Here is a 21,942-nt window from a genome sequence, read left to right as displayed (position 1 = left end):
CCTCCCGACAAAAACCGAGAGGGAAGCCCGTTCGTCACCGTCATGAAGTATAACGACGCTTTTCACGCCCCTCAGAAGCCGTACGAAATCCTGCCGCCAATGAAGCGCGGCGCGCCGGGAATGTAGAAATAGGTCGTCGTGGCCTGACCGCCGGTCGTGTAATAATGGCGGTTGAGAATGTTGCTCGCATACAGCGTGATCTGCCATTTCTCCGAGACCGGATGCAGCGTCACATGCGCGCCGAGCAGGAAATAGGGCGGCAGACGATAGAATCCCGTGCCGCCCGGCGTCAGGGCCTGCGCGTCGCGATAGACCCAGTTCGGCCCGAATTCGATCCCGTAGGATTGACTGATCGCCTGCCGCCACTCCACCTGCCCGTTGAGGGTCAGTTTCGGCTGGCCATTATTGACGCCCGCGAAATTGTCGTTGATCGCTTTCCAGACATGATGGGCCGCGTAATAGGCATTGGTCGCGGCGCGGTTGACCGTCGGAAAATCCTGGAATGTCCCGCGCTGCCAGCCGAAATTCTGCGTGAGGAAGACATGGCGGAGGACGTGCAGATCCACCGTCCCCTCGAACCCCCAGCTTTCCGATTTCGGCACGTTCGTCAACTGGCTCAGCGGGCCGAAATCGGGAATCAGGATCGTGCCGAGAATCTGCTGGTTGTGGAAATCGTTATAGAACGCCGCACCGTTGACCCGCAGCACGTTGTGGATCAGATCGCTCTTGAAGCCGAGTTCGTAGGTCAGGACGCTCTCCGGCTTGAACGGATTGAGCTGGGCCTGGATCTGGGTGTTGTTGGCCGTGAAGCCGCCCGGTTTGAAGCCCTTGCTCATCTTGTAATAGACGAGCACGTTCTGCGTCGCCTGCCACGACACGCCGACCTGCCCGGCGAACTGCGCCGCCGCCGTGTTCTCGCCATGGAAATTCTTCGTCCGGCCGCCGAAAATCTCCGATTGCATTCCGGTGATCCCGCGATCGTCGATCTCATGCAGCAGGCCGCCGAACAGCTTGACGTCATGCGGCAGACGATAGCTGACATGCGCGAATTCGGACGTCGCCTCCTCGTTCAGCCCGAAGGTCGACGCCTGCATGTAGCCGCGCGCCGGGAGATAATCCGTGTAGTCGAAGAAGAAACGCTGGTTCATGCGGGTGCGCTGGTAGAAAGCGCCGATCGCCCATTGGAAGCGCGCGGCGGCATCGCTGTTCGACAGACGCAGTTCCTGCGTGAACGCGTTCGAGTCGATCGTGCGGTACGTGTCCGCCTGAGCCTGAGCGGTCGCGTCCTGATCGGTGTATTCCTGCTCGCGCATGGTCTCGAACGCGCTGATGGATCTCAGCGTCGCGAAGCCGAAATCATGGGCGATATTGAGGTCCGCGCCCCAGAACCAGTCATGTTCGCTGGGCTTCAGCCCGGCCTTGCGCCCGATCAGCGACGCGAATTGCGGCCGGAGCGACCATTCCGTCTGGGTCCAGCCGACAGTCGGCAGCGGCGCGGACCCGATCAGACGATGGATCGGAATCCCGCCGACGACCTCGCTGTCATCCTGCACCACATGGCCGGTCAGCATGACCGTCGTGCGCGAATCAAGCTGCCATTTCAGCTTGGCCCGGAGCGCCCAGAGATCGGCGTCGCCGAGATGCGCGCCGTTCAACGGGTCCGTCTGCCAGCCGCCGCCCTTCTGCACCTGACCGGCGATGCGGAAGCTCAGCCCCCGCGCCAGCGGACCCGAGACATAGGCCTCGCTCCGGCTGCGCGCGTATGAGGCCATATCCTCGCTCGCCCCGGCATGGAAACTGTCCGTCGGGTCGTTCGTGTGGAAGAGGATTTCCCCCCCCGTGTCGGATTGTCCATGCTCGGTGCCGACCGGCCCCGGCATGACCGTCACGTTGGCGAGGTCGAACATCATCCCCGTCGCCATGGTGGAGTAGGCGTAGGGCACATCGTCGTAATAGGCCAGCACCGGCCCCATGTTGCTCTGCGTGAAATCGTTGAAGCCGAGACCGCGCAGGTAAAAATTCGTCGAGGCCGTGCCGTTGATGCTCTGGATGGTCAGATTGGGAGCGACATATTCGAGGGCCCGCAGAGTGAGTATGCCCCGTTCCCGCAATTGTTCTCCGGTCAGGAGCGTCGCCGCGTCCGGACGATGTTGCTCCGCCTGGAACGCAAAGGCGCGGCGCGTGCCCGCCACCTCGATCGTCTCGGCGGCCGAAGCCGACTGCCTGACGGTGCGAGATCCTGTTGTGCGAGTCCCTGCGGCGCGAGAACCGGCATTTCGGGGCGCATGCTGCTGGGCATGACGGGGCGTCGCGCCGGCCGACAGGGTCGGCAGGGAGAAACCCATCGCGGCGCCGAACAGGACGATATGCCGCAAGGACATACGCCGAAACGGAAAATCCAGCAGCCTTGCCAATTTTGCAACACATCACTGAGGGTTGACGTCGGCCGTCTATGGCCCATTTCCCCCGCGATGGCAACGTCTTCCGACAACGGGCCGGACGCAATGCGGGTGCATGATACAGGCGATCATGCAAATTCCCGGCGGCACGCGGCGTTTCGACGCATTCCAACCGGGCCTGAGACTCCGGGGGCTCGATCTCCCTGACGGGCGGCTCAGCCCGTGGAGTCTCAGGCCGGGCTTCGGTAAATCCCCTTCAGCGGCGTCAGATACGCCGCCAGATCGACCCGCAGAGGCATGAGATAGGCGCTGTCGCCGCGCTCGGCCGCCAGCGTCAGCACCTCGGCGGCGAATGCGATATTCGCGTCCAGGCTCGGGTCGAAATCGCGCGGAAAGACGATGCGGTTCACGCGCTCCCAATAGGCGCGGGATTTCGGTCCGATGACCGGGGAAAGCCCCCAGAACACAGTGTCGTCATGCAGCCAGTTCATGCAGAGATCGAGCATCCGGCGGTCGAAAAGCGGCTGGGTGAAAAACCCCGCCGCCCCGGCATCCCGCTTGCGCGCGATTTCCTCCAGTTCCTCGCGCGGTGACCGGCGATACGGGTCGAACGCCGCATAGACGGTCAGATGCGGCAATTCACGGCGATATCGGGCGATGATCTCAGCACTGCTCTGCGGCCAGGTGCGATGCGTCGGGTCGGGCGGCGGATCGCCCGCGATCACCAGCACCTCGCGCAACGCCGGATCGTCCGCGCCGTGCAGCGGCCGCTCGGGATCGACATCGACGGCGCGGATATGCGGGATGACGCTCCCCGCGCGCCCTTCCAGCAACGCCGCCGCCTCCCAGGAGCGGATCGGCAGGCGCAGAAGGTCGGGCACGTTGATGACCGACATCTCCGGCAGAATCCCGCGCACGAGCGCCGCATCCGCCAGCAACCCCTCGCGGCTGCGCGGCACGAGCTCGACGGCGAGACGCCCGCTCATGACGCGGCCTCGAGCAGCGGACGCGCCGCCTGAAGCGTGTTGTGCAGCAGGCAGGCGATCGTCATGGGCCCGACCCCGCCCGGAACGGGCGTGATGTGCCGCGCCACCTTGCGGGCCTCCTCGAACACGACATCCCCGACCAGCTTCGTCTTGCCGTCACTGGTCGGCACGCGGCTGATCCCCACGTCGATGACCGTCGCGCCGGGCTTGATCCAGTCTCCGCGCACCAACTCGCTCCGGCCCGTCGCCACGACGAGGATGTCGCCCTGCCGCGCCAGCCCCTTCGGGTCGCGCGTGTGGATATGGCCGATGGACACGGTGCAGCCCTCGCGCAGCAGAAGCTGGGCCATCGGCTTGCCGACCAGATTGGATGCGCCGATCACCACGGCATGAAGTCCCCGCAGATCCGGCAGCGTCTCCCGGATCAGCATCAGGCAGCCCAGCGGCGTACACGGCACGATCCCGTCGATGCCGAGGCTGAGCCGCCCGGCATTGACCGCGCCGAGCCCGTCCACGTCCTTCTCGGGGCGGATGGCGTTGGTGACGACCACCGGGTCCATATGGGCGGGCAGCGGAAGCTGGACGAGAATGCCGTGAATCTGCGGATTGTCGTTCAGCAGGCGGATGAGATCCAGCACCTCCTCCTGCGGCGTCGAGGCCGGGAGCATGTGCATGAAGGACCGCATCCCCGCGCGATGGGTCTGCAACGCCTTGTTGCGGACATACACCTCGCTGGCCGGATCGTTGCCCACCAGCACGACGGCCAGGCCGGGCGTCGCGCCCGTCGCGTCATGCAGGGCCTCGACCTCCGCCTTCACGCGATCGGTCAGGCGGCGGGCGATCGCCTTGCCGTCTATGATGTTCCCGACATCGGATGGCGAATCTGTCATTGGACCCCGTGCGGACAAGGTGATGGTGTGGGCAGGATCGTCCGGAGCGGACTGCGAAGCGGAGGAACATATCGTGAGCGAGGCAATACGCAAGAACTTCGCCAGTGACAACACGGCGCCCGCCTGCCCGGAGGTGATGGCGGCGCTGATCGGCGCGAATGGCGGCCCGGCCGCGTCCTATGGCGAGGACGACGAAACCGCCCGGCTGGAGGTGCGCTTCCGCGAGATTTTCGGAACGGATCTGCTCTGCTTCCCGGTCACGACCGGGACGGCGGCCAACGCGCTGGCGCTCTCGGCGCTCGTGCCGCCTTATGGCGCCGTGCTGTGCGACCAGAGCGCGCATATCGCCTGCGACGAGGCCGGCGCGCCGGAATTCTTCACCCATGGCGCGAAGCTGCTGCCCCTCCCCTCCGCGGATGGCCGCATCACCCCCGACGCGCTGCGCGAGGCGATCGCGGCCAATCGCGAGGGCGGCGTCCACGCCAGCCCGGCGCGCGCGGTGAGCCTGACCCAGACCACGGAATGGGGCACGGTCTACCCGATCGCGCAGGTCGCCGCACTCGCGGCGATCGCCCATGAGGCCGGTCTGGCCGTGCATATGGACGGCGCGCGCTTCGCCAACGCGGTGGCGCATCTCGGCTGCACGGCGGCGGAGGCATCCTGGCATGCGGGGATCGACGTGCTGAGCTTCGGCGGCACCAAGAACGGCGCCATGGCGGCGGAGGCGGTGCTGTTCTTCGACACGGCGCGGGCCGAAGATTTCCTCCGTCGGGTGAAGCGCGGTGGCCATCTGTGGTCGAAGCAGCGCTTCCTGAGCGCCCAGCTTCTCGCCCTGCTGGAGGCGGATCTCTGGCTCCGCCACGGCCGCCAGGCCAACGCCATGGCGCAACGGCTCGCCCATGGCCTGCGCCGCCTGCCCGGCGCGATCCTGCCCTTCCCCGTCGAGAGCAATGAAGTGTTCGTGGTGCTGCCAGAAGCCGTCGTCTCCAGGCTGGAGACGTCAGGCTTCGTTTTTCACCGCTGGACGACCCCTCCGGGGGTGAACGGCGTGCTGATCCGGCTGGTCACGCACTACGCGACGGAACAGGCGGATGTCGACGGGTTCCTCGGCGCCCTGTGAGGAAAAAACAGGCCGGGGCAATCGCCCCGGCCGTCACGATCAGAAATCCGCGTTGATGCGGCCGAAATAGTAACCGCCATAGATGGGGACCTGCTCCGAGGTCTGGTCATACGGGTTGGCGCCGAGATAGTTGACGGATTGCGGCACCTTGCGCGGACGGACGTTGAAAATATTGTTGGCGCCGACCGCGAGGTGCCAGTGATCGTTGAAGCGATATCCGACGATCAAATCCGTCGTCCAGCGCGGCGTATTCACGAACTGATAGAAATTCGTAACGGAATACTGAAGATTCGCCGGCCCCCAGTCGCTGTACTGGAGCATGTCCTTTGTCTCGCCCCAGCGGGTCTGACGCAGATTGATGTCCCAATTTCCGATCGTGTAATAGGCGTTCAGGATGATCTTGCTGCGCGGATAGGCGGTGGTGATATAGCCGATATTCTCCGCGTTCAGATAAGGCGTCATAGTGCCGGCATCATCCCACATGCCGTTATGGTGCAGACGTGTGCGGTTCAAGGCAATCTGGAGATTGAGGAGCAGGTTTCCATATTTATGCATGTGGAAGGTGTAATCGGACTTGATGTCCACACCTTGAGTCCGCGTGCTGGCCCCGTTGGCGAGATAATAAGCACTGACGCTATTCTGGTTATAAGAATTCGCCGGCAGCTGGAAACCGAGATCCTCGATGGCGTCAATCGCGGTCTGGCCGTTGACGGTGCCGCCCTGCACGATGCGGTCGCGGATATTGATCTGATACGCGTCAGCCTCGACATGCCAGCCGCGAACGGGTTCCACGATAACGCCGCCGGAGATGCTCGTCGAGCGCTCGGGCTTCAGGGCCTTCGCGCCGAGCGAGGCGGCGGCGGCGGAGCTGGCCGCCAGCAGGCCCGACGCGCCGGTCGGCGAGACGTTCATGGCGCTGAAATGCTCTTCCGCCAGCGTCGGGGCGCGGAAACCCGTGCTGATCGTGCCACGGAAGGCGATACGGCTCGTCAGATCATAGCGCGTGGAAATCTTGCCGATCTCATTGTTGCCGACATCCGTATAATGTTCGAAGCGGCCCGCGAAATCCGTCTCCCATTTCTTGGTGAAATGGAAGTCGCCGTCGAGATACACACCCCAGACATTACGCTGCCACTTGCCCGCGTTCTGCGGCGCCAGACCGGCATAACCCTGCGTGCCGCCCAGAACGTAGGAAGGCTGGATGCCGGGCCAGATCTGATAGGATTCCAGACGATGCTCCGCGCCGAAGGCGAGCGTCATGGGAACGACGTCGGCAATATTGAAACGACGGCGGAAATCCGCGTTCGTCGTCCACTGTGCCATGTTGTAGCTCTCGGCGCGGGCGGAGGTCGGGCTGAAGCCGCACCCGGCGGAGGAATAATACGAGCTGCTGGGACTGGTCGAACAGGTGGGCTGGAGCATGCCCGTGTTCACGGTGTTCTTGTTGCCGACCTTGTCGAAATCCGCGCCATAGACCGAGGACACATCCCACTGGAAGCCCAGCACATTGTCTCCCTTGGCGCCGACGAGACCCGCGTAGTCGTTTTCCTCGATGGTTTCGAGCGGAGAGAAGCCGTAGGGAAAGATGCTCTCCGCGACGCCGCCGCCGACATTCGGCACGCGATAGTTTTCGTAGGCTTCCGAGTGACGATGCGTGTAAGTGATGTTGCCATAAAATGCGACGTGCTCGTTGAGCGGCTTCTCCCAGTCGAGGCCGAAATTCTCGCGCGTCTCTTCCGGCGTGCTGGTGATCTGGTTGGACGTGACCGGAATGTTCAGCCCCGGCTGGCTGAAGCTCGAACTGCTCGCCTGCGGCGGCTGCGAGGGAAGCAGACGATGGTCCGCGAGATTCGGCGTCACATAGTGATCCGTATGGTAGATCTGGCCGAAGAGATGAAGGAATCCGTTATTCCCCAGCTTCATGCCGCCATCGGCGTTGAGCTGATACTGCCAGCCGTCGCCGTTATAAGCGTTCGCGCCGGTCTGCGCGCTCATGTGGACGCCGTGATCCTGCTTCTTGGTGATGATGTTCACCACGCCCGCGATGGCATCGGACCCATACATGGCCGCGGCGCCGTCTTCCAGCACCTCGATATGGTCGATCATGTTGGCGGGAAGCATGTTCAGGTCCACGCCGGTCGCGCCGAAATTCGGGCCCGAATCCGCCGTGAAGTTCGCCGTGGTATGACGGCGCTTGCCGTCGACGAGGACCAGAACCTCGTTGGAACTGAGACCGCGCATATGAATGGCGGAAACCAGGGCCGCCGCGTCCGCGCCGACAGCTTCGACGTTGATCGACGCGTAGGTCTGCGTGATCTGCTGGGCGAGGTTCATGGAGCCGGACCGCTGGAGGGTGGCTGCCGAGAGGACGGTGACGGGCGAGATGCTCTGCCGCGCATGCCGGTTGACGCTATGCGTGCCGGTGACGATCACGTCCTCCGCCTGGGACGCGTTGAGAACGCGGGCACGAGCGGCCCGGGTGGGCGCGGCCGGCGTCGCAGTGGACTTCGCCGGCGCAGCCGTGGGCGAAGCCGCCGTCTGGCCGGAGGCCGATTTGCTGCGAGCGCTCTTGTGCTTCGGCGTTGCCGCCTCAGCCCGGCCGGAAGGGCCGGCCACAAGAAAAGCGAATGGCAACGCAAGAATTGTAGCGTTCATGAGGCGACGACGAAATTGTCCGTTCAAGTTCCATTCCCCGATTGAAAATTTATTTCGTCATGATCGCGATTCGTTTTTATATCGCAAGAACAAAGCCTGAGGTCGGAGGCGATTGGAGGCACAGTGTGGCGGTTATGCAACGATTTGGCAATGTTCTGATATCGGTCTTATCGAAAGACGTTTAAAATCCGCGCCATGGATGCGGGCGGCGGCGCCACGGCCTCGATCGTTTCGTCATCGACCGTTACCTTCAAATGCCGGGCGAGAAGCCGCAGCGGCCCGTCGCCCGGATGCGGATTATAGACGGGATCCCCCAGAATCGGCGTGCCGAGCGCCGCGCAATGCACCCGCGCCTGATGGGTGCGGCCCGTATGCAGCGTGAGTTCCAGCCAGCTCAGCGCGCCGTCCGTGCCCAGGAGTCGCCATTGCGTGCGGGCGGGTTTCCCTTCCGGGTCTGGAACGATCCGCCATCCGCGCGGCGACTCCCTGCGGCCGAGCGTGAGGGTGACGTCTCCTTCCTCCCCTTGCGGGCGGCCGCTGACGATGGCCCAGTAAGTCTTGGACGCCGCGCGGGACTGGAACGCCTGCTGCGCGGCGATCAATGCCTGTTTCCGCAACGCCACGAGCACGCAGCCGGACGTGTCGGCGTCCAGCCGGTGGACCAGCCAGGGACCGTCCTTGCGGCGGGTCAGCGCGGGAAGCGCGTCCTCCAGCGTCCTGCCCGTGCGCGGCCCAGGATGGACCGGCAGCCCGCCCGGCTTGTCGATGACGACGAATCGCGGGCTCCGATACAGAACGGGATAGGGAAAAAGCCCTCCTTCCGCGTTCCCCATCGGGCTCAGGCTCCCCGGAACGCCGCCAGCGGGTGATGCTGTCGCCCGTCCGCGTCGAAATTCCCCGGCTCCAGCCAGTTCTCGAACGCCCGGCGCAGCCTCGGCCATTCGCCATCGACGATCGAATACCATGCCGTATCGCGATTGCGCCCCTTATAGACCACCGCCTGCCGGAATATCCCCTCGAAGCGGAATCCCAGCCGCAGCGCCGCCTTGCGTGACGGACCGTTGAGGCTGTCGCATTTCCACTCGTAGCGCCGACACCCCAACGTATCGAAGGCGTAACGCATCAGCAGGAACTGCGCCTCGGTGGAGGCCGGGCTGCGCTGGAGCAGCGGCGAGAACGTCACCCAGCCCACCTCGACCACCCCGTTCGCCGCATCCTGCCGCATCAGCGACAGCGTGCCGACCGCCTTGCCCGTCCCGAGCGCGATCACCGCGAAATGACGCGGATCGGTGCTGGCCGCCATCGCCTCCGCATGAGCGCGAAACGCCGCTTCGTCCGCGAACGGCCCATAGGCGAGATAGGTCCAGCCCCGGTCATCCGGCGCCGTGGCATAGGCCGCAAAGAGATCCGCCGCATGTCGCGCCGCATCCAGCGGCTCCAGACGGCAATAGCGCCCGTCCAGCGTCACCGGCCCCGGCAGCGGGCGCGGCGTCCAGCCCGGCATTGGCGCGCCGACCGGCTGCCCATGGGCGTTATACTCTTCCGGCATCAAAGCGCTTCCATGGCGACACTATTTCCTTGCCTGTTTGACGACAGCATCCCTCAAGGAGGCGCCGCTTTTCCAAAAAAAGAAGCCCCCTCTAGCGGTGCGGCCGGAGAAGCGTCAATCTCCCGGCGGAAGGAGCACGCATGATCATCCGGGACGCCCGACCGAACGATATCGACGCCATCACGGCGATCTACAACCATGCCGTCGCCCATACCACGGCGATCTGGAACGAAACCCTTGCGGACCGCGAAGATCGCCTGGCCTGGCTTGTCCAGCGGCAAGGCGCGGGCTGGCCGGTGCTGGTCGCCGTCGATCCGCGCGAGACCATCCTCGGCTACGCCACCTACGGCCCCTGGCGCCCCCACGAGGGCTATCGCCACACGGTGGAACACTCCGTCTATGTCGATCCGGCCCAACAGGGAAAAGGCGTCGGCACGCTGCTCATGCGCGCCCTCATCGACCGTGCCCGCGCCCAGAAGATGCACGTCATGGTCGGCGGAATCGAGGCCGGCAACATGGCCTCCCTCCGTCTGCACGAGGCGCTGGGCTTCGAGCGGACCGGGCTGCTGAAGGAGGTCGGCATGAAATTCGGCCGCTGGCTCGATCTCGCCTTCCTGCAACTCACGCTCGATCGGCGCTCGCCCGAAGACGCTCACCCATCCAGCGACTGCAACTCGAACAACCGCCGGTAGATCCCGCCCTCCTGCCGGACGAGTTCCGCGTGAGAGCCATCCTCGCGCACTTCGCCATGGCTGAAGACGAGGATGCGATCCAGTTCCATCACCGTCGCCAGACGATGCGCGATGACGATGACGGTGCGCCCCATCATCAGGCGATGCATCGCGTCCTGCACCAGCGCCTCCGATTCCGAATCGAGGCTCGATGTCGCCTCGTCGAAAATCAGGATCGGCGCATCGGCCAGAAACGCCCGGGCGATCGCCACGCGCTGGCGCTCGCCGCCGGAGAGCTTCACCCCCCGCTCGCCCACCAGCGTCGCATAGCCGTCGGGCAAACGCTCGATGAACCCCGCCGCATTGGCCTGACGGGCCGCCTCCGCGATCTCCGACTGCGTCGCGCCGGGGCGGCCATAGGCGATGTTCTCCGCCAGCGACCGATGGAACAGCAGCGGCTCCTGCGGCACGATGGCGATGTGCGCGCGCAGCGAGTCCTGCGTCACCGACCGGACATCCACCCCGTCGATCGTGATGCGCCCGCCGCTCACGTCATAGAGCCGCTGCAACAGCTTGGTCAGCGTCGTCTTGCCCGATCCGCTCGGCCCGACCAGCGCCACGCGCGAACCCGGCGTGATGTCCAGCTCCAGATCCTGATAGAGCGGCGTCTTCTGGCCCGGATACTGGAAGCGCACATGCTCGAAACGGATCGCGCCATGGGTGAACCGGGCCGGGACGGCGTCGGGACGATCCAGAACCTCCGGCTCGTGCCTGAAGATCGCCACCAGCTCCTCGGCCTCGTTGATCGCGCGCTGCAACTGGCTGACCTGCTGTCCCAGATCGCGCAAATAGCCCTGCACGAGGAACACCATCGTCAGCACATAGGCCACATCGCCGGGCCCCGCCTTGCCTTCCCACCACAGCCAGACGGAGAGCGCGATGAGCAGCATCCGCATGACCAGTGAGGCGAAATTCTGAAGATTGCCGCTATTCGTGCCGCGGACCCAGCTCCGCTCGGTCCGCAGACCCCAGATCCGCAGCGTGCGCGCCAGGCGGCGATCCTCCCGCGCCTCCGCGCCGAACGCCTTGACCACCGCGTTGCAGGTGATCGCGTCCGCCATCGCCGCGCCCATCTTCGTGTCCCAGCGATTCGACGCTCGCGCGGAGGGCGCGACATAGCGCAGGGTCAGCGTGATCGAGAGCCAGACGAACAGCACCACGGAGACCGCCAGCACCGCCCCCATCAGCAGCGAATGCAGCGCGAGAACCAGCGTCGTCCCGCCGAGCACGATGATCTCCGGCACGATCAGCAGCAGCATCGTGTCGTTGATCATGTCGATCGCCCAGATGCCGCGCGTCAGCTTGCGGACGGTCGACCCCGCGAAGCTGTTCGCGTGCCAGTCGGTCGAAAACCGCTGCACCCGCGCAAAGGCGCGGGACGCGACATCGTTCATGATCCGCAAGGTGAGATGCGTGATGCCGATGAAGGACAGTCGCCGGCCCAGCAGCCCGCCCAGCCCCAGCGCGATCAGCCCCGCCACACTCAGCGCCGCGTCGTGCAGCACCGCCGCCTGCGCGGCATCATGCGGCACGCCGCCCGCATGGCGCGACACGTCCCGCACCAGACGCCCGGCCAGAAGCGGCATCACGATGTCCATCGCCGTCGCCATCGCCACGCCGAGCAGCGTGCGCGCGAACGGCCCCGGATGCTCCACCCAGCATCGCGCGACGAAGGCCAGAATCCCGGTGAACGAAACCTCTCTCTTGCGGTTCCTTGCCCCGGCGGCAGAAGTCACTTCACTCGATTCGTCTTCGTCCGACACGCAAAAACGGCTCCGGCACGACGCCTCACCGGCGCTCGTGGCTCATCAGGGGGTCAACAGAGGCAGTACCTCAGTCGCGTCCCGGTTCGACTTTTCGGGCTCCCGGACCTCACTTGTTTCAAAGTCAGGGATTCCGAAGGGCGGAACCCCGCATGCCGGGCCGACAGTCGAACCAGGACAACGACCGTCACCTCATATGACCGCTCCCCGCCCCCCACGCAACCGCCGGAACGGGGAGGAGAGGAGACGAGGACAGGAACCCGATAGGAGACTCGGGCACGCCGCGCTACGTTCCCGCCGCAGGAGAACCGTTCATGACCATCCCGACCGCCCGGCGCCCGATGACGAAACCGGAAGCCCGACGCTTCATCACCGCGCTTGCCGAAGCCAATCCGGACGCCAGAAGCGAACTCGACTTCGCCAACCCTTTTACCCTGCTCGTCGCCGTCGTCCTTTCCGCCCAGGCGACGGACAAATCCGTCAACAAGGTCACGGCCGGACTCTTCGCCGAGGCGCCGGACCCCGCCGCCATGCTGCGTCTCGGCGAGGCGGGCATCGCAGCCCATATCCGCACCATCGGCCTCTGGCGCGCCAAGGCCCATAATGTGTTCCTGCTCTGCCGGCAGCTTCTGGACCACCATGGCGGCGACGTCCCCTCCGACCGCGCCAGCCTCGAAGCCCTGCCCGGCGTTGGGCGCAAGACCGCGAATGTGGTGCTCAACGTCGCCTTCGGCGAGAGCGCCATGGCGGTGGATACGCATATCTTCCGCATCGGCAACCGCACCGGCCTCGCCCCTGGCAGGACCACGCGGGAAGTGGAGGACGGGCTGGTCGCGCGTATCCCGCCCGACATGCTGCGCCCCGCCCATCACTGGCTGATCCTGCACGGGCGCTATGTCTGCAAGGCCCGTGCGCCGGAATGCTGGCGCTGTCCCGGCTACGCTCCCTGCCAGTTCCCGGAGAAGCGCGCCCGTCTCATGCTCCATCCTCCCGCATCGCAGAACGCATTGCTTTCATGAGGGTCGGGGGCGTCGCGATCAGAAATGATAGGAGAGGCTGCCGTAAAAGGTCCGAGGCGCTCCCATATTGAAGGACTGGTAATCCCCCGACATCGGATTCCCGTTTTCTCCCAGTTGACCGATATATTTATCGTTCAAAAGATTATAGACGGTGAATGAGATGGTCAGATGACCGGGGCCGATCTTCTTCGGCACCCGGTACGACGCCCCCGTGTTGACGAGCCAATATCCGGGCACTATCACGTCGTTCACATAGCTGAGCGGACGGGCCGAGGTATAAGCCGCGCTGATATTCGCCGAGATCTCTTTCCACGTGTAGAGTGCAGTCGATTTATACATGTAATGCGGGTAATTGACTTCACTCTTGCCTTTCAAGGCATAGGTGACGCCATCAGTCGTGACGTCGTTGTCGTATTTCGAGCTGTTGTAACTGAATGAGTTGGTGATATCGAGCCCCGTGACCGGCGTCACGGTCAGGGAGGTGTCCACACCATACATCTGAACCGAGCCGAGATTGGCCAGGACCGATTCCGAATCCACGATCGAGCCGACGGTGATGGACCCGACGCGGTTGCGATAGTCCGTATGGTAAAGATCCACCAGACCGCGCACCCATGGCGAGGAATAGCGGTATCCCACCTCGTAGACATAATCGGATTCAGGTTGGATATTGTTCCTGATATAGTTGAACGTCGCCCAGTCGGCCGCGCCCCACGGCGAGGACGAATTGTAGCTCCCCGGACCGAAGACGGACAGGTTCTTCGAAAAATCGAAGAACAGCTCGTTGTTATGGTCGATCCGATACGTGATGCCCACCTGCGGCAGAAATGCGGAATTATAATGCAGCGTGCCGTGCGGCAGAGAGGACTGACCCGTATAAGTCGGATCGTTCTCAATGATATGCGACGTTCCGGAATAGATAATCGACCGGAAACCGGCATTGATGGTCAGATTCCTGACCGGCTTGTACGTGTCCTGAAGATGGATCTGAAGCGTGTCGAAGTGATAGCCGATATTGTATGGCGAGCCATAATAGGCCGAGGACGGAAGCGGGTTGAGGGAGTTCAGTGGCGCTCCCTCTCCCAGTACCGGCTCCTCGTAATATCTTTTGGTGTAGTCGTCATTCGTATGGTCATACCACACGCCGCCTTCGATGAGATGCTTCGCAAGCCTGTATTTCAAACTCGCCGTCAGACCGCCTTCCTGCCCCATATTCACGAAGTCCTGCTCGGTGAGAGGCGAACCGTTGGGTGCCTCCATGTAAGGGGTCGCCCATAAACCATGATGGGCACGTCCCAACCCGTAGAACGACGCATCCAGGTTCAGGCGGTTGGTGAGCTGGTTATTGTATTTGACGTAGGCCATGTAGTTGCTGAAGCGGTTCGGACCGTCATAATAGGACGCATCCGCCGGATCTTGCAGCAAATCATAGCCTGCCGGATAGCTGCCTCCGGGCAGGCCCTGGGCCGCGAGCGCCGCGCGATAGGCTGCGGCATAGTTCGGCTTGTAGTACGTGATGCGTTGGCCGAGCGTATTGAGAATATTCATGGAAAGATCGGGATAAGGATCGCTGCTGTTATAGGCCCAGGCGAAAAATGCCTTCAGATGGGAATGCTCGTCGATCGGCTGGTCGAGCTTCGCGTTCACGACCTCCCTGAACTCGGACCCGCCGCCGACCCACTGCCCTTCCGACGCACGATCGTACGAAACGAAGAACTTCGTTCCGTGCTTGCCAATCTGCCCGCTGTCGAACCGCACGAACGTGTCATAGGCCGCATAACTGCCGAAGGTCTGCGAGATCGTGCCGCCGTATCGATCCTTGGGCGTATCGGTGGACCATCCGATATGCCCGCCGAGATTCGTGACGGACGGCACATCCACGCCGCCCGCGCCCTGAGACACCGATACATGACCGAGATTGGACTGGGAGACGAAATTCTGCACGTCCATGGCGGGAATGCCGTCGATCGTGCTGGCGAGTTCTCCAACCTCGAAACCGCGTATATACAGATCCCACGACCAGATATCGATGCCCAGCGGATCGCTGCTCATGAACGTGACGCCCGGCAACTGATTGAGCATCTTCATCGGATTGGTGCCCGCGACGTAGGTCGAGAACTGTTCCTTGCCAAGCGCCTGGACCTGACGCGTCGATCCCATACCCACGACGCTGATGCTCTCTGCGGTGAGCGGGACCGCCTTGCGGGTGTTTTTTTTCTTCTTCTTGTCCGGAGGGGACACAGCATTCGTCTTCTTCACCGGATCGGCGGCGGCGAGCGCGGCGGACGGAGCGAGACTCAGCGCGAAAAGGGAAACCGCCGAAACGAGCCCGAGTTTTCTTACCGCGCGAAGACGGTTCTTTGTCGCAAGCGACGCCATATTCGTAAACTCCCGTGGCAAGTTCGTCCCAGAGACGAAACGTTAGGCCACGTTACGAGAGCGGTCCAAGATCGTTTATATGGCTCTCGCTTAACCTGCGGTTATCTCGGCTCTTCCGCCGCGCCAGGCGGCGAAACGGCAATAACCCATGGCTAACGGCACATGTCTTTTTTGGAATTGACTCGTCCGGTGCGAGCGTAAAGCATCGCTGACAGTATTATCAGGTCAACGAGTCAGTCCGGGAGATACTCGTTACAGGATGGTGTGCGACGATGCCCTACGAAGACTCTCCCCCGCATGAAGGTGAACCCGGCACATGACAACGGAAACGGCGCGGTTCGTCTATTGCGGGGGCAATTATGTCCCGGAGCAGGACGCACGCCTCAGCATTTTCGACCGCGGCACGCTGTTCGGCGACGCGGTCTACGAGGTAACGGCCGTCATTGACGGTCGCATGATCGACAATTCCCTGCATCTCGACCGCCTCGAACGCTCGCTTGCGGCGCTGGACATCCCTCTGCCCTGCCCCCGCGCCGAGATCGCGGCGATCCAGAACGGCCTCATCACGCGCAACGCGCTGATGGAGGGCACCGTCTATCTCCAGATTTCCAGAGGGGCAGCGGATCGCGATTACCGATATGCCGACACTCTTTTGCCCGATTTTTTCGCGTTCACACAGCGGCGCGCGATACGCGATACGCCTGCGCATCGGGACGGAATTGCCGTGGCGCTGCTGCCGGAGCCGCGCTGGGCACGCCGCGATATCAAGACGACGATGCTGCTCGGCCAGGTTCTGGCGAAGCGGGAGGCGCGCGACGCAGGCTGCGCGGAGGTCTGGTTCGTCGAGGACGGCATGATCACCGAGGGCGCGTCCTCGACCGCCTTTCTCATCACGCGCGACGGCGCGGTCGTCACCCGGCCGAACTCGCGCGCGACACTGCCGGGCTGCACGCGCCGGGCCGTGCTGGACCTCTGCGCACGCCACGGCCTGGTCTTCGTCGAGCGCGCTTTTACCCCGCAGGAGGCGGCGGACGCGGCGGAGGCGTTCCTGACGAGCGCCGGCTCGCTGATCACGCCCGTCGTGCGGATCGCAGACACCATTATCGGCGACGGGAATCCGGGGCGGCTGACGCGCCATCTCCAGCGCTATTATCTGGACGCCGTGCTGGGCACTGACGACCGATGAGAGCTGCGCGAACTCCCTTTCTTCTTGCCTCCCTTTGTGCGGCGCTCACCCTCCATCCGGCCAGCGCCGCCGATGGATACGGCCGGTGCGCTCTCTTCGGGCATCGCGCGACCGGCCATATCGAGCCCGCGATCCCCGGCCAGCTGACCGTGCTCGTCAACCTCCCCGCCGTCGGCGAGTTCGACGGCGAAACGCCTGAGACGATCCGATCCGGCCGCGAATTCTGCATGGCGGTGAATCTCGCCTACCGGCTGGGGCTCGACCGCGTCGTACTGCGCAATACGACGCTCGATTCGCTGATCGCCGGGCGGAACCGCGGCTACGACCTCGCGCTCGCGCTGCTGTCTGTCCGGCACCGCAAGCGCGACGTCGTCACCTTCTCGGTGCCCTATGCGCGCGACAGCTACGGCGTCGCCGTGCGCGCGGGTAGACCGGCCGATCCGACGCGCCTCCGCTCGATGCGCGTTGCGACGCAGATCGAGGCGAACGTCCCGGATTGGCTGCGCGACACGTTGCATATCCGGCGGCTCTCGGCCTTCGACGACACGGGCACGATGTTCACGGCGCTCGCGGCGGGCAATGTGGATGCCGTCGTCACGAGCCTTTCGGTCATCCTCGGACAGGTAGGGGCCGCGCACGGGCGCTTCGTCGTCGCCGGGCGGTTCGCGGACGGCCGTCCGCTGGCCGCCATCCTGCCGCTCGGCTCGGCCGAGGCGCCGGAGATCGACCGGCTCCTCGACGCCATGCGCGACGACGGCACGCTGGCCGCGCTGGAGACCGCCTATCTTGCGCCGAGCTGGCATGGCATCGACCCGACGGAGATCCCCCTATGGCGATGACGGCGGCAGAAACCGGCGGCCCGACTCCCGCGCGCCTCCATCGCGCGCGCTCCGTCCTGGCGCTCCTCGCCGCGCTGGGGATGGGCGGTCTGACCGCGCTCACGGCCTGGCGGATCGGCGGTTACGCCATGGCGCAGGGCATCGCCCCCGTCCTCGTCGCGCTTGCCGCCCTGCCTCTTCTGGCGGCCTGCGTCTTCGTCGCGCGGCTGGGGGTTCTCGCGGTCCTCTTCTCCCGCGCAGGGAAGAAGGCGGCGGAAATCCATGAGGCGCGGGAATTCGGCGCGCGCGCCTCGCTGCGCGCGTGGAACGCGCTGGCCTGGAGCAGCGCGCTGGCGATCCTCCTGGGGCTCGCCTGGCTCCTGGCGCTCAACGACGCGGCGGTGAGCCGGACCTTCTTCGATCTCGGCCTGATCCGCCGTTCGGCAGGCGCGATCCTCTCCGCCTTCACGGTCAATATCGCGATCTTCGTCCTCTCCTTCGGGCTGATCCTCGTCTGGGCGCTCGTCGTCGCCATCGCGCGCACGCTGCCGGGCGAGGCCGGACGCCCCCTGCGCGTGATGGCGACGGCCTATTGCGACCTGTTCCGCGGCCTGCCCGCCGTCATCACACTCTATCTCATCGGCTTCGGCCTGCCGCTGACCAACCTGCCGGTCCTTTCCTCTCTTTCCTCGACGGCCTACGCGGTCATCGCGCTGACGCTGACCTATGGCGCCTATACATCCGAGGTCTATCGCGCGGGCATCGAGAGCGTGCATCACAGCCTCGTCTCCGCCGCCCGCTCGCTGGGCTTCAGCCATGCCATGACGCTGCGCCACGTCGTCATCCCGCTGGCGCTGCGCACTATCGCGCCGCCGCTGATGAACGACTGCATCAGCCTCCAGAAGGACACCGCACTCGTCTCCGTCATCGGCACGATCGACGCCTTCAACCAGTCGAAGATCATCGCGGCCAACGATTTCAACCTGTCCGCCGTCACGACGGTCGCCATCCTCTTCGTGGCGCTCACCATCCCGCAGGCACGGCTCGTCGACCGGCTGACCCGCGACATGGCAGGCCGACGCGCGGCGGGAGGCGCATGATGGCGCTTCTCGAAATCGACCGGATCACCAAACGCTACGGGGCGCTGGAGGTTCTCTCCGGCCTGTCCCTCCAGGTGGACGAGCACGAGGTCGTCTGTCTCATCGGCCCGTCCGGCTGCGGGAAATCCTCGCTCCTGCGCTGCATCAACCGGCTGGAGGACACCGACTCGGGCGAAATCCGCGTCCATGGCGAGCGGATCACCGGCAAGGGCGTCGATCTCGACCGGCTCCGGCGCGAGATCGGCATCGTCTTCCAGGCCTACAACCTCTTCCCGCACATGACCGTGCTGCGCAACGCGACACTCGCCCCCATGGCCCTGCTCGGACAGCGGCGCGACGAGGCGGAAGCACGCGCCATGACGCTGCTCAAGCGCGTGGGGCTCGCCCACAAGGCGGCCGAGCATCCGGACCGTCTCTCGGGCGGACAGCAGCAACGCGTGGCCATCGTTCGTGCGCTGATGATGAACCCGAAACTGCTCCTGCTCGACGAGATCACCTCCGCGCTCGACCCGGAACTGGTCGCTGAGGTGCTCGACATCGTGCGCACGCTGGCGGCGGACGGCATGACCATGATCCTCGCCACGCACGAGATGGGCTTCGCGCGCGAGGTCTCGGATCGCGTCTGCTTTCTGTGGCAGGGGCAGGTCCACGAGGAGGGCACGCCGGACGCGATCTTCGGCGACCCGCAGAAGGAGAAGACACGCGCCTTCCTGCGCGACCTCGTCAAGGCCGGGCGGCTGTGAGCGCGCAGCCGCGCCCGGCACGCGATTTCGCGCTCATTCCGGCGGATCATCTCCCCCCCGGCCCGCTCAACGCGCTCACCGACGTGCCGGGCGTCGCGGTCGGGCACCGCACCCTGCGCGGCGACGGCACGGCGACGGGTGTGACGGCGATCATGGCCGCCCCTGGCGACCCGTTCCGCGAAAAGATTCGCGCAAGCGTGGACGTCATCAACGGATTCGGCAAATCCGTCGGATTGCTCCAGCTTCGCGAACTCGGCACGATCGAGACGCCGATCCTTCTGACCAATACCTTCGGCGTGCCTGCCTGCGCCGAGGCGCTGATCCGCCGGGCCATCGCCGCGAATCCCAGCATCGGCCGGACGACCTCGACCGTCAATCCGCTCGTCCTGGAATGCAATGACGGCGCACTCAACGACATCCAGTCCTTCGCCGTCACGCGGGAGGACGCGGTTGCGGCGCTTGACGCGGCGTCAGGCGGCCCGGTTGCGCAAGGGGCAGTCGGAGCCGGGACCGGGATGACGGCCTTCGGGTTCAAGGCGGGGATCGGGACGGCCTCGCGCGTGCTGACGCTCGGCGCGCGGACCTTCACGCTTGGTGCGCTCGTGCTCGCCAATTTCGGCGTGCCGGGCGACCTCGTCCTGCCCTGCGGCAGGCGGCCATCCGTCCGCCGCGACCGCGAGGGGGAGAAAGGCTCGGTCATCGTCATCCTGGGCACAGACCTGCCGCTGGACGACCGCCAGCTCGCCCGCACGGCCCGGCGTGCCGCCGCCGGGCTGGCGCGGCTCGGCTCGTTCTGGGGACACGGCAGCGGCGACATCGCGCTGTGCTTTACCACCGCCGACCGGGTGTCGCACGATCCCGACCCGCCCTTCGTCACCGTCACGCGGATCGCGGAGCCGCTGATCGACCTGCCGTTCCGCGCCGCTGCCGAGGCGACGGAGGAAGCCGTGCTGAACGCGCTGTGCGCCGCCCCGGCGATGCAGGGCCGCGACCGCTTCTTCCCCTCCCTCGCCGACTGGTTACAGGAAAGCGTCCCCTCATGAAGATTTTCATCAGCGCCGACATGGAAGGCACCGCCGGAATAGCCGCATGGCCGGAGGTGGACCGCCTCCATGCCGACTATCCTGCCTTCCGCGCTCTGATGACTGACGAGGTCGTCGCCGCCTGCGAAGGCGCGCATCAGGCGGGCGCGTCCGAGATCCTGGTGAAGGACGCGCATGAAAGCGGGCGCAACATCCTCCTCGATCGACTGCCCGCCTATGTGACGATCCTGCGCGGCTGGTCAGGCCATCCAGACGGCATGATGTTCGGCCTCGACGAGAGCTTCACCGCCGCACTCTATACGGGCTACCACGCCAGGGCGGGCGATGCGGGCAACCCTCTCGCCCACACGACCTCGCGGCGGATCGCGCTGGTGACGCTCAACGGCGCGCCCGCTTCGGAGTTCACGCTCAACGCGCTTTGCGCCGAATCCTACGGCGTGCCGTCCGTCTTCCTCAGCGGCGACGCCACCATTTGCGCCGATGCGTCGACCCTCGTCCCGGGGATCGGCACCGTCGGGACGTTGACCGGCTTCGGCCCAGCCACCCTTTCGCGCGCGCCCGTCGATGCGACGCGCGCGATCCGCGACGGCGTCACCGAGGCGCTCTCGCACCCCTTCGCGTCCTGTCTGCCGCAGCGACGCGACATGTATGAGATCGTCATCACGTTCTGCTCGGCGGCGGATGCCTATCGCGTCCAATGGTATCCCGGCGCGCGCCCGGCCGGTCCCTGCGCGATTGCCTTCGAGGCACGCGATTTCTTCGATATTCGCCGCGCCTATCAGTTTTTGACACATTGAGCGGCGGAAGGGAGCGATGTGAAGCAATTTTCCCGACTCCCGGCGCTTAACGACGCGACGATCGGCAGAGCCGTCCTCGATCTCGTCCCGATCCGCCATTCGGCGGCCGCAATCCTCTCCATCTTCACGGTCGATGTCGCGGTCTTCGTCCTTTCTCCCGGCCGATCCTCGTCGGAGCGCTCGCCGTCGCATGTTCGGCCCGACGGAGCATTACACCAATATCGGAACGATCCGAATTCGGTTCAATAGACTTTTGTTGCGTCTCCCGTCGAGCACGTCCTGCGCCGAGTTCAGCGCGAGAACCAACAGAATGCAACAATATCAAGACCATCCCGCATAACCACTTAACCGGAGTCTATGGGGAATGTCACAATTGGAAATTGACAGATATTATTTCGATATAAAAACATAAACATTGCCATGTCCGATCGATTTTTTCGGCTGACGCATCGCTCGTACACGACCCGTAAGGCGCCCCTTTAATGGTGGAAGGTAATGACATGTCCTGTTTCCACACGAGATCAACGATCAAGAAGTCAGCAACGCCGGGTCGCCCCGCCCTTGACCGTCGCGGCGGGAATGATTTATGGCGGGGCCTCCGCGTGAGTAACCGGCCGCTTGAGACCGCCCTTGATCAAGCTGCCTGTTTGTGAAGTGTTGCCATAGGCTGCCAATTCCACGGCAACAGTTCGTGCAGACGATTGACCTTGTGGTCGTTGATTCTGGCGATGACGTCGGCGAGATAATTGTGGGGATTGAGACCT

General features: G+C 64.6%; 18 protein-coding genes. 9 read left to right on the top strand and 9 right to left on the bottom strand.

The window, feature by feature from the left end; genetic code table 11:
- Nucleotides 1-71 precede the first annotated feature (71 nt).
- The 3 genes from EDC31_RS09150 to folD form a co-directional block, all read right to left on the bottom strand.
- A complete protein-coding gene (locus tag EDC31_RS09150; RefSeq protein WP_042056359.1) occupies nt 72-2,381 on the bottom strand; it encodes a TonB-dependent receptor in 2,310 nt (769 codons plus the stop codon).
- Nucleotides 2,382-2,629: 248 nt separating this feature from the next.
- A complete protein-coding gene (locus EDC31_RS09145) occupies nt 2,630-3,385 on the bottom strand; it encodes a methylenetetrahydrofolate reductase (RefSeq protein WP_042056362.1) in 756 nt (251 codons plus the stop codon).
- On the bottom strand, nt 3,382-4,275 hold the full coding sequence (gene folD / locus EDC31_RS09140) for a bifunctional methylenetetrahydrofolate dehydrogenase/methenyltetrahydrofolate cyclohydrolase FolD (RefSeq protein ID WP_042056364.1): 894 nt from the start codon (nt 4,273-4,275) through the stop codon (nt 3,382-3,384). The genes EDC31_RS09145 and folD overlap by 4 nt, the downstream gene beginning before the upstream one ends.
- Before the next feature lie 73 nt (nt 4,276-4,348).
- Between folD and EDC31_RS09135 the strand changes: the two genes are divergently transcribed.
- Nucleotides 4,349-5,395 carry a threonine aldolase family protein gene (locus EDC31_RS09135; protein ID WP_239641543.1) on the top strand — a complete coding sequence of 349 codons (1,047 nt, stop codon included), beginning with the start codon at nt 4,349-4,351 and terminating at the stop codon, nt 5,393-5,395.
- Nucleotides 5,396-5,434: 39 nt separating this feature from the next.
- Here EDC31_RS09135 and EDC31_RS09130 read toward each other — a convergent pair whose 3' ends face one another.
- From EDC31_RS09130 to EDC31_RS09115, 3 genes are all read right to left on the bottom strand, one after another.
- The gene (locus EDC31_RS09130) at nt 5,435-8,050 is read right to left on the bottom strand and encodes a TonB-dependent receptor plug domain-containing protein (RefSeq protein WP_186819988.1); all 2,616 of its coding nucleotides are present in this window, start codon (nt 8,048-8,050) and stop codon (nt 5,435-5,437) included.
- Between the two features lie 167 nt (nt 8,051-8,217).
- Nucleotides 8,218-8,883 (bottom strand): RluA family pseudouridine synthase, encoded by a 666-nt coding sequence (locus tag EDC31_RS09120; RefSeq protein WP_042056369.1) that lies wholly within the window; start codon nt 8,881-8,883, stop codon nt 8,218-8,220.
- Between the two features lie 5 nt (nt 8,884-8,888).
- Nucleotides 8,889-9,599 carry a GNAT family N-acetyltransferase gene (locus tag EDC31_RS09115; RefSeq protein WP_042056374.1) on the bottom strand — a complete coding sequence of 237 codons (711 nt, stop codon included), beginning with the start codon at nt 9,597-9,599 and terminating at the stop codon, nt 8,889-8,891.
- A 140-nt stretch (nt 9,600-9,739) separates the two neighbouring features.
- Here EDC31_RS09115 and EDC31_RS09110 point away from each other — a divergent pair, with 140 nt between their 5' ends.
- Nucleotides 9,740-10,291 (top strand): GNAT family N-acetyltransferase, encoded by a 552-nt coding sequence (locus EDC31_RS09110; protein ID WP_042056376.1) that lies wholly within the window; start codon nt 9,740-9,742, stop codon nt 10,289-10,291.
- On the opposite strand, the gene EDC31_RS09105 is transcribed toward EDC31_RS09110, so the two are convergent.
- The gene (locus tag EDC31_RS09105; RefSeq protein WP_408735051.1) at nt 10,252-12,093 is read right to left on the bottom strand and encodes an ABC transporter ATP-binding protein; all 1,842 of its coding nucleotides are present in this window, start codon (nt 12,091-12,093) and stop codon (nt 10,252-10,254) included. The genes EDC31_RS09110 and EDC31_RS09105 overlap by 40 nt on opposite strands.
- Nucleotides 12,094-12,407: 314 nt before the next feature.
- On the opposite strand from EDC31_RS09105, the gene nth reads away from it, so the two are divergent.
- On the top strand, nt 12,408-13,112 hold the full coding sequence (nth, locus tag EDC31_RS09100; protein ID WP_408735052.1) for an endonuclease III: 705 nt from the start codon (nt 12,408-12,410) through the stop codon (nt 13,110-13,112).
- Between the two features lie 18 nt (nt 13,113-13,130).
- On the opposite strand, the gene EDC31_RS09095 is transcribed toward nth, so the two are convergent.
- On the bottom strand, nt 13,131-15,491 hold the full coding sequence (locus EDC31_RS09095) for a TonB-dependent receptor (protein WP_042056378.1): 2,361 nt from the start codon (nt 15,489-15,491) through the stop codon (nt 13,131-13,133).
- A gap of 316 nt (nt 15,492-15,807) precedes the next feature.
- On the opposite strand from EDC31_RS09095, the gene EDC31_RS09090 reads away from it, so the two are divergent.
- From EDC31_RS09090 to EDC31_RS09065, 6 genes are read left to right on the top strand one after another with little or no spacing between them, the layout of a single operon-like run.
- Nucleotides 15,808-16,677 carry a D-amino-acid transaminase gene (locus EDC31_RS09090; RefSeq protein ID WP_042056380.1) on the top strand — a complete coding sequence of 290 codons (870 nt, stop codon included), beginning with the start codon at nt 15,808-15,810 and terminating at the stop codon, nt 16,675-16,677.
- Nucleotides 16,674-17,516 (top strand): substrate-binding periplasmic protein, encoded by an 843-nt coding sequence (locus tag EDC31_RS09085; protein ID WP_042056382.1) that lies wholly within the window; start codon nt 16,674-16,676, stop codon nt 17,514-17,516. The genes EDC31_RS09090 and EDC31_RS09085 overlap by 4 nt, the downstream gene beginning before the upstream one ends.
- Entirely contained in the window at nt 17,507-18,595 is a 1,089-nt protein-coding gene (locus EDC31_RS09080; protein ID WP_042056383.1) for an amino acid ABC transporter permease, read from the top strand. The genes EDC31_RS09085 and EDC31_RS09080 overlap by 10 nt, the downstream gene beginning before the upstream one ends.
- Nucleotides 18,592-19,338, top strand: a complete 747-nt coding sequence (locus tag EDC31_RS09075) for an amino acid ABC transporter ATP-binding protein (protein WP_207912115.1) — start codon at nt 18,592-18,594, stop codon at nt 19,336-19,338. The genes EDC31_RS09080 and EDC31_RS09075 overlap by 4 nt, the downstream gene beginning before the upstream one ends.
- Entirely contained in the window at nt 19,335-20,381 is a 1,047-nt protein-coding gene (locus tag EDC31_RS09070; RefSeq protein ID WP_042056389.1) for a P1 family peptidase, read from the top strand. Before EDC31_RS09075 ends, EDC31_RS09070 begins: the two co-directional genes overlap by 4 nt.
- Entirely contained in the window at nt 20,378-21,178 is an 801-nt protein-coding gene (locus EDC31_RS09065) for a M55 family metallopeptidase (protein WP_042056392.1), read from the top strand. Before EDC31_RS09070 ends, EDC31_RS09065 begins: the two co-directional genes overlap by 4 nt.
- A 634-nt stretch (nt 21,179-21,812) precedes the next feature.
- Here the strand turns inward: EDC31_RS09065 and EDC31_RS09060 are convergent.
- Nucleotides 21,813-21,942: transposase domain-containing protein (locus tag EDC31_RS09060; protein WP_132127010.1), on the bottom strand; the 130-nt coding region annotated here is incomplete at its 5' end.

Source organism: Acidomonas methanolica (genome assembly GCF_004346035.1).
GTDB classification, from domain to species: Bacteria; Pseudomonadota; Alphaproteobacteria; order Acetobacterales; family Acetobacteraceae; genus Acidomonas; species Acidomonas methanolica.
Note: the sequence above shows the minus strand (reverse complement) of the source record. Positions and strands in the feature narration are given on the sequence as shown.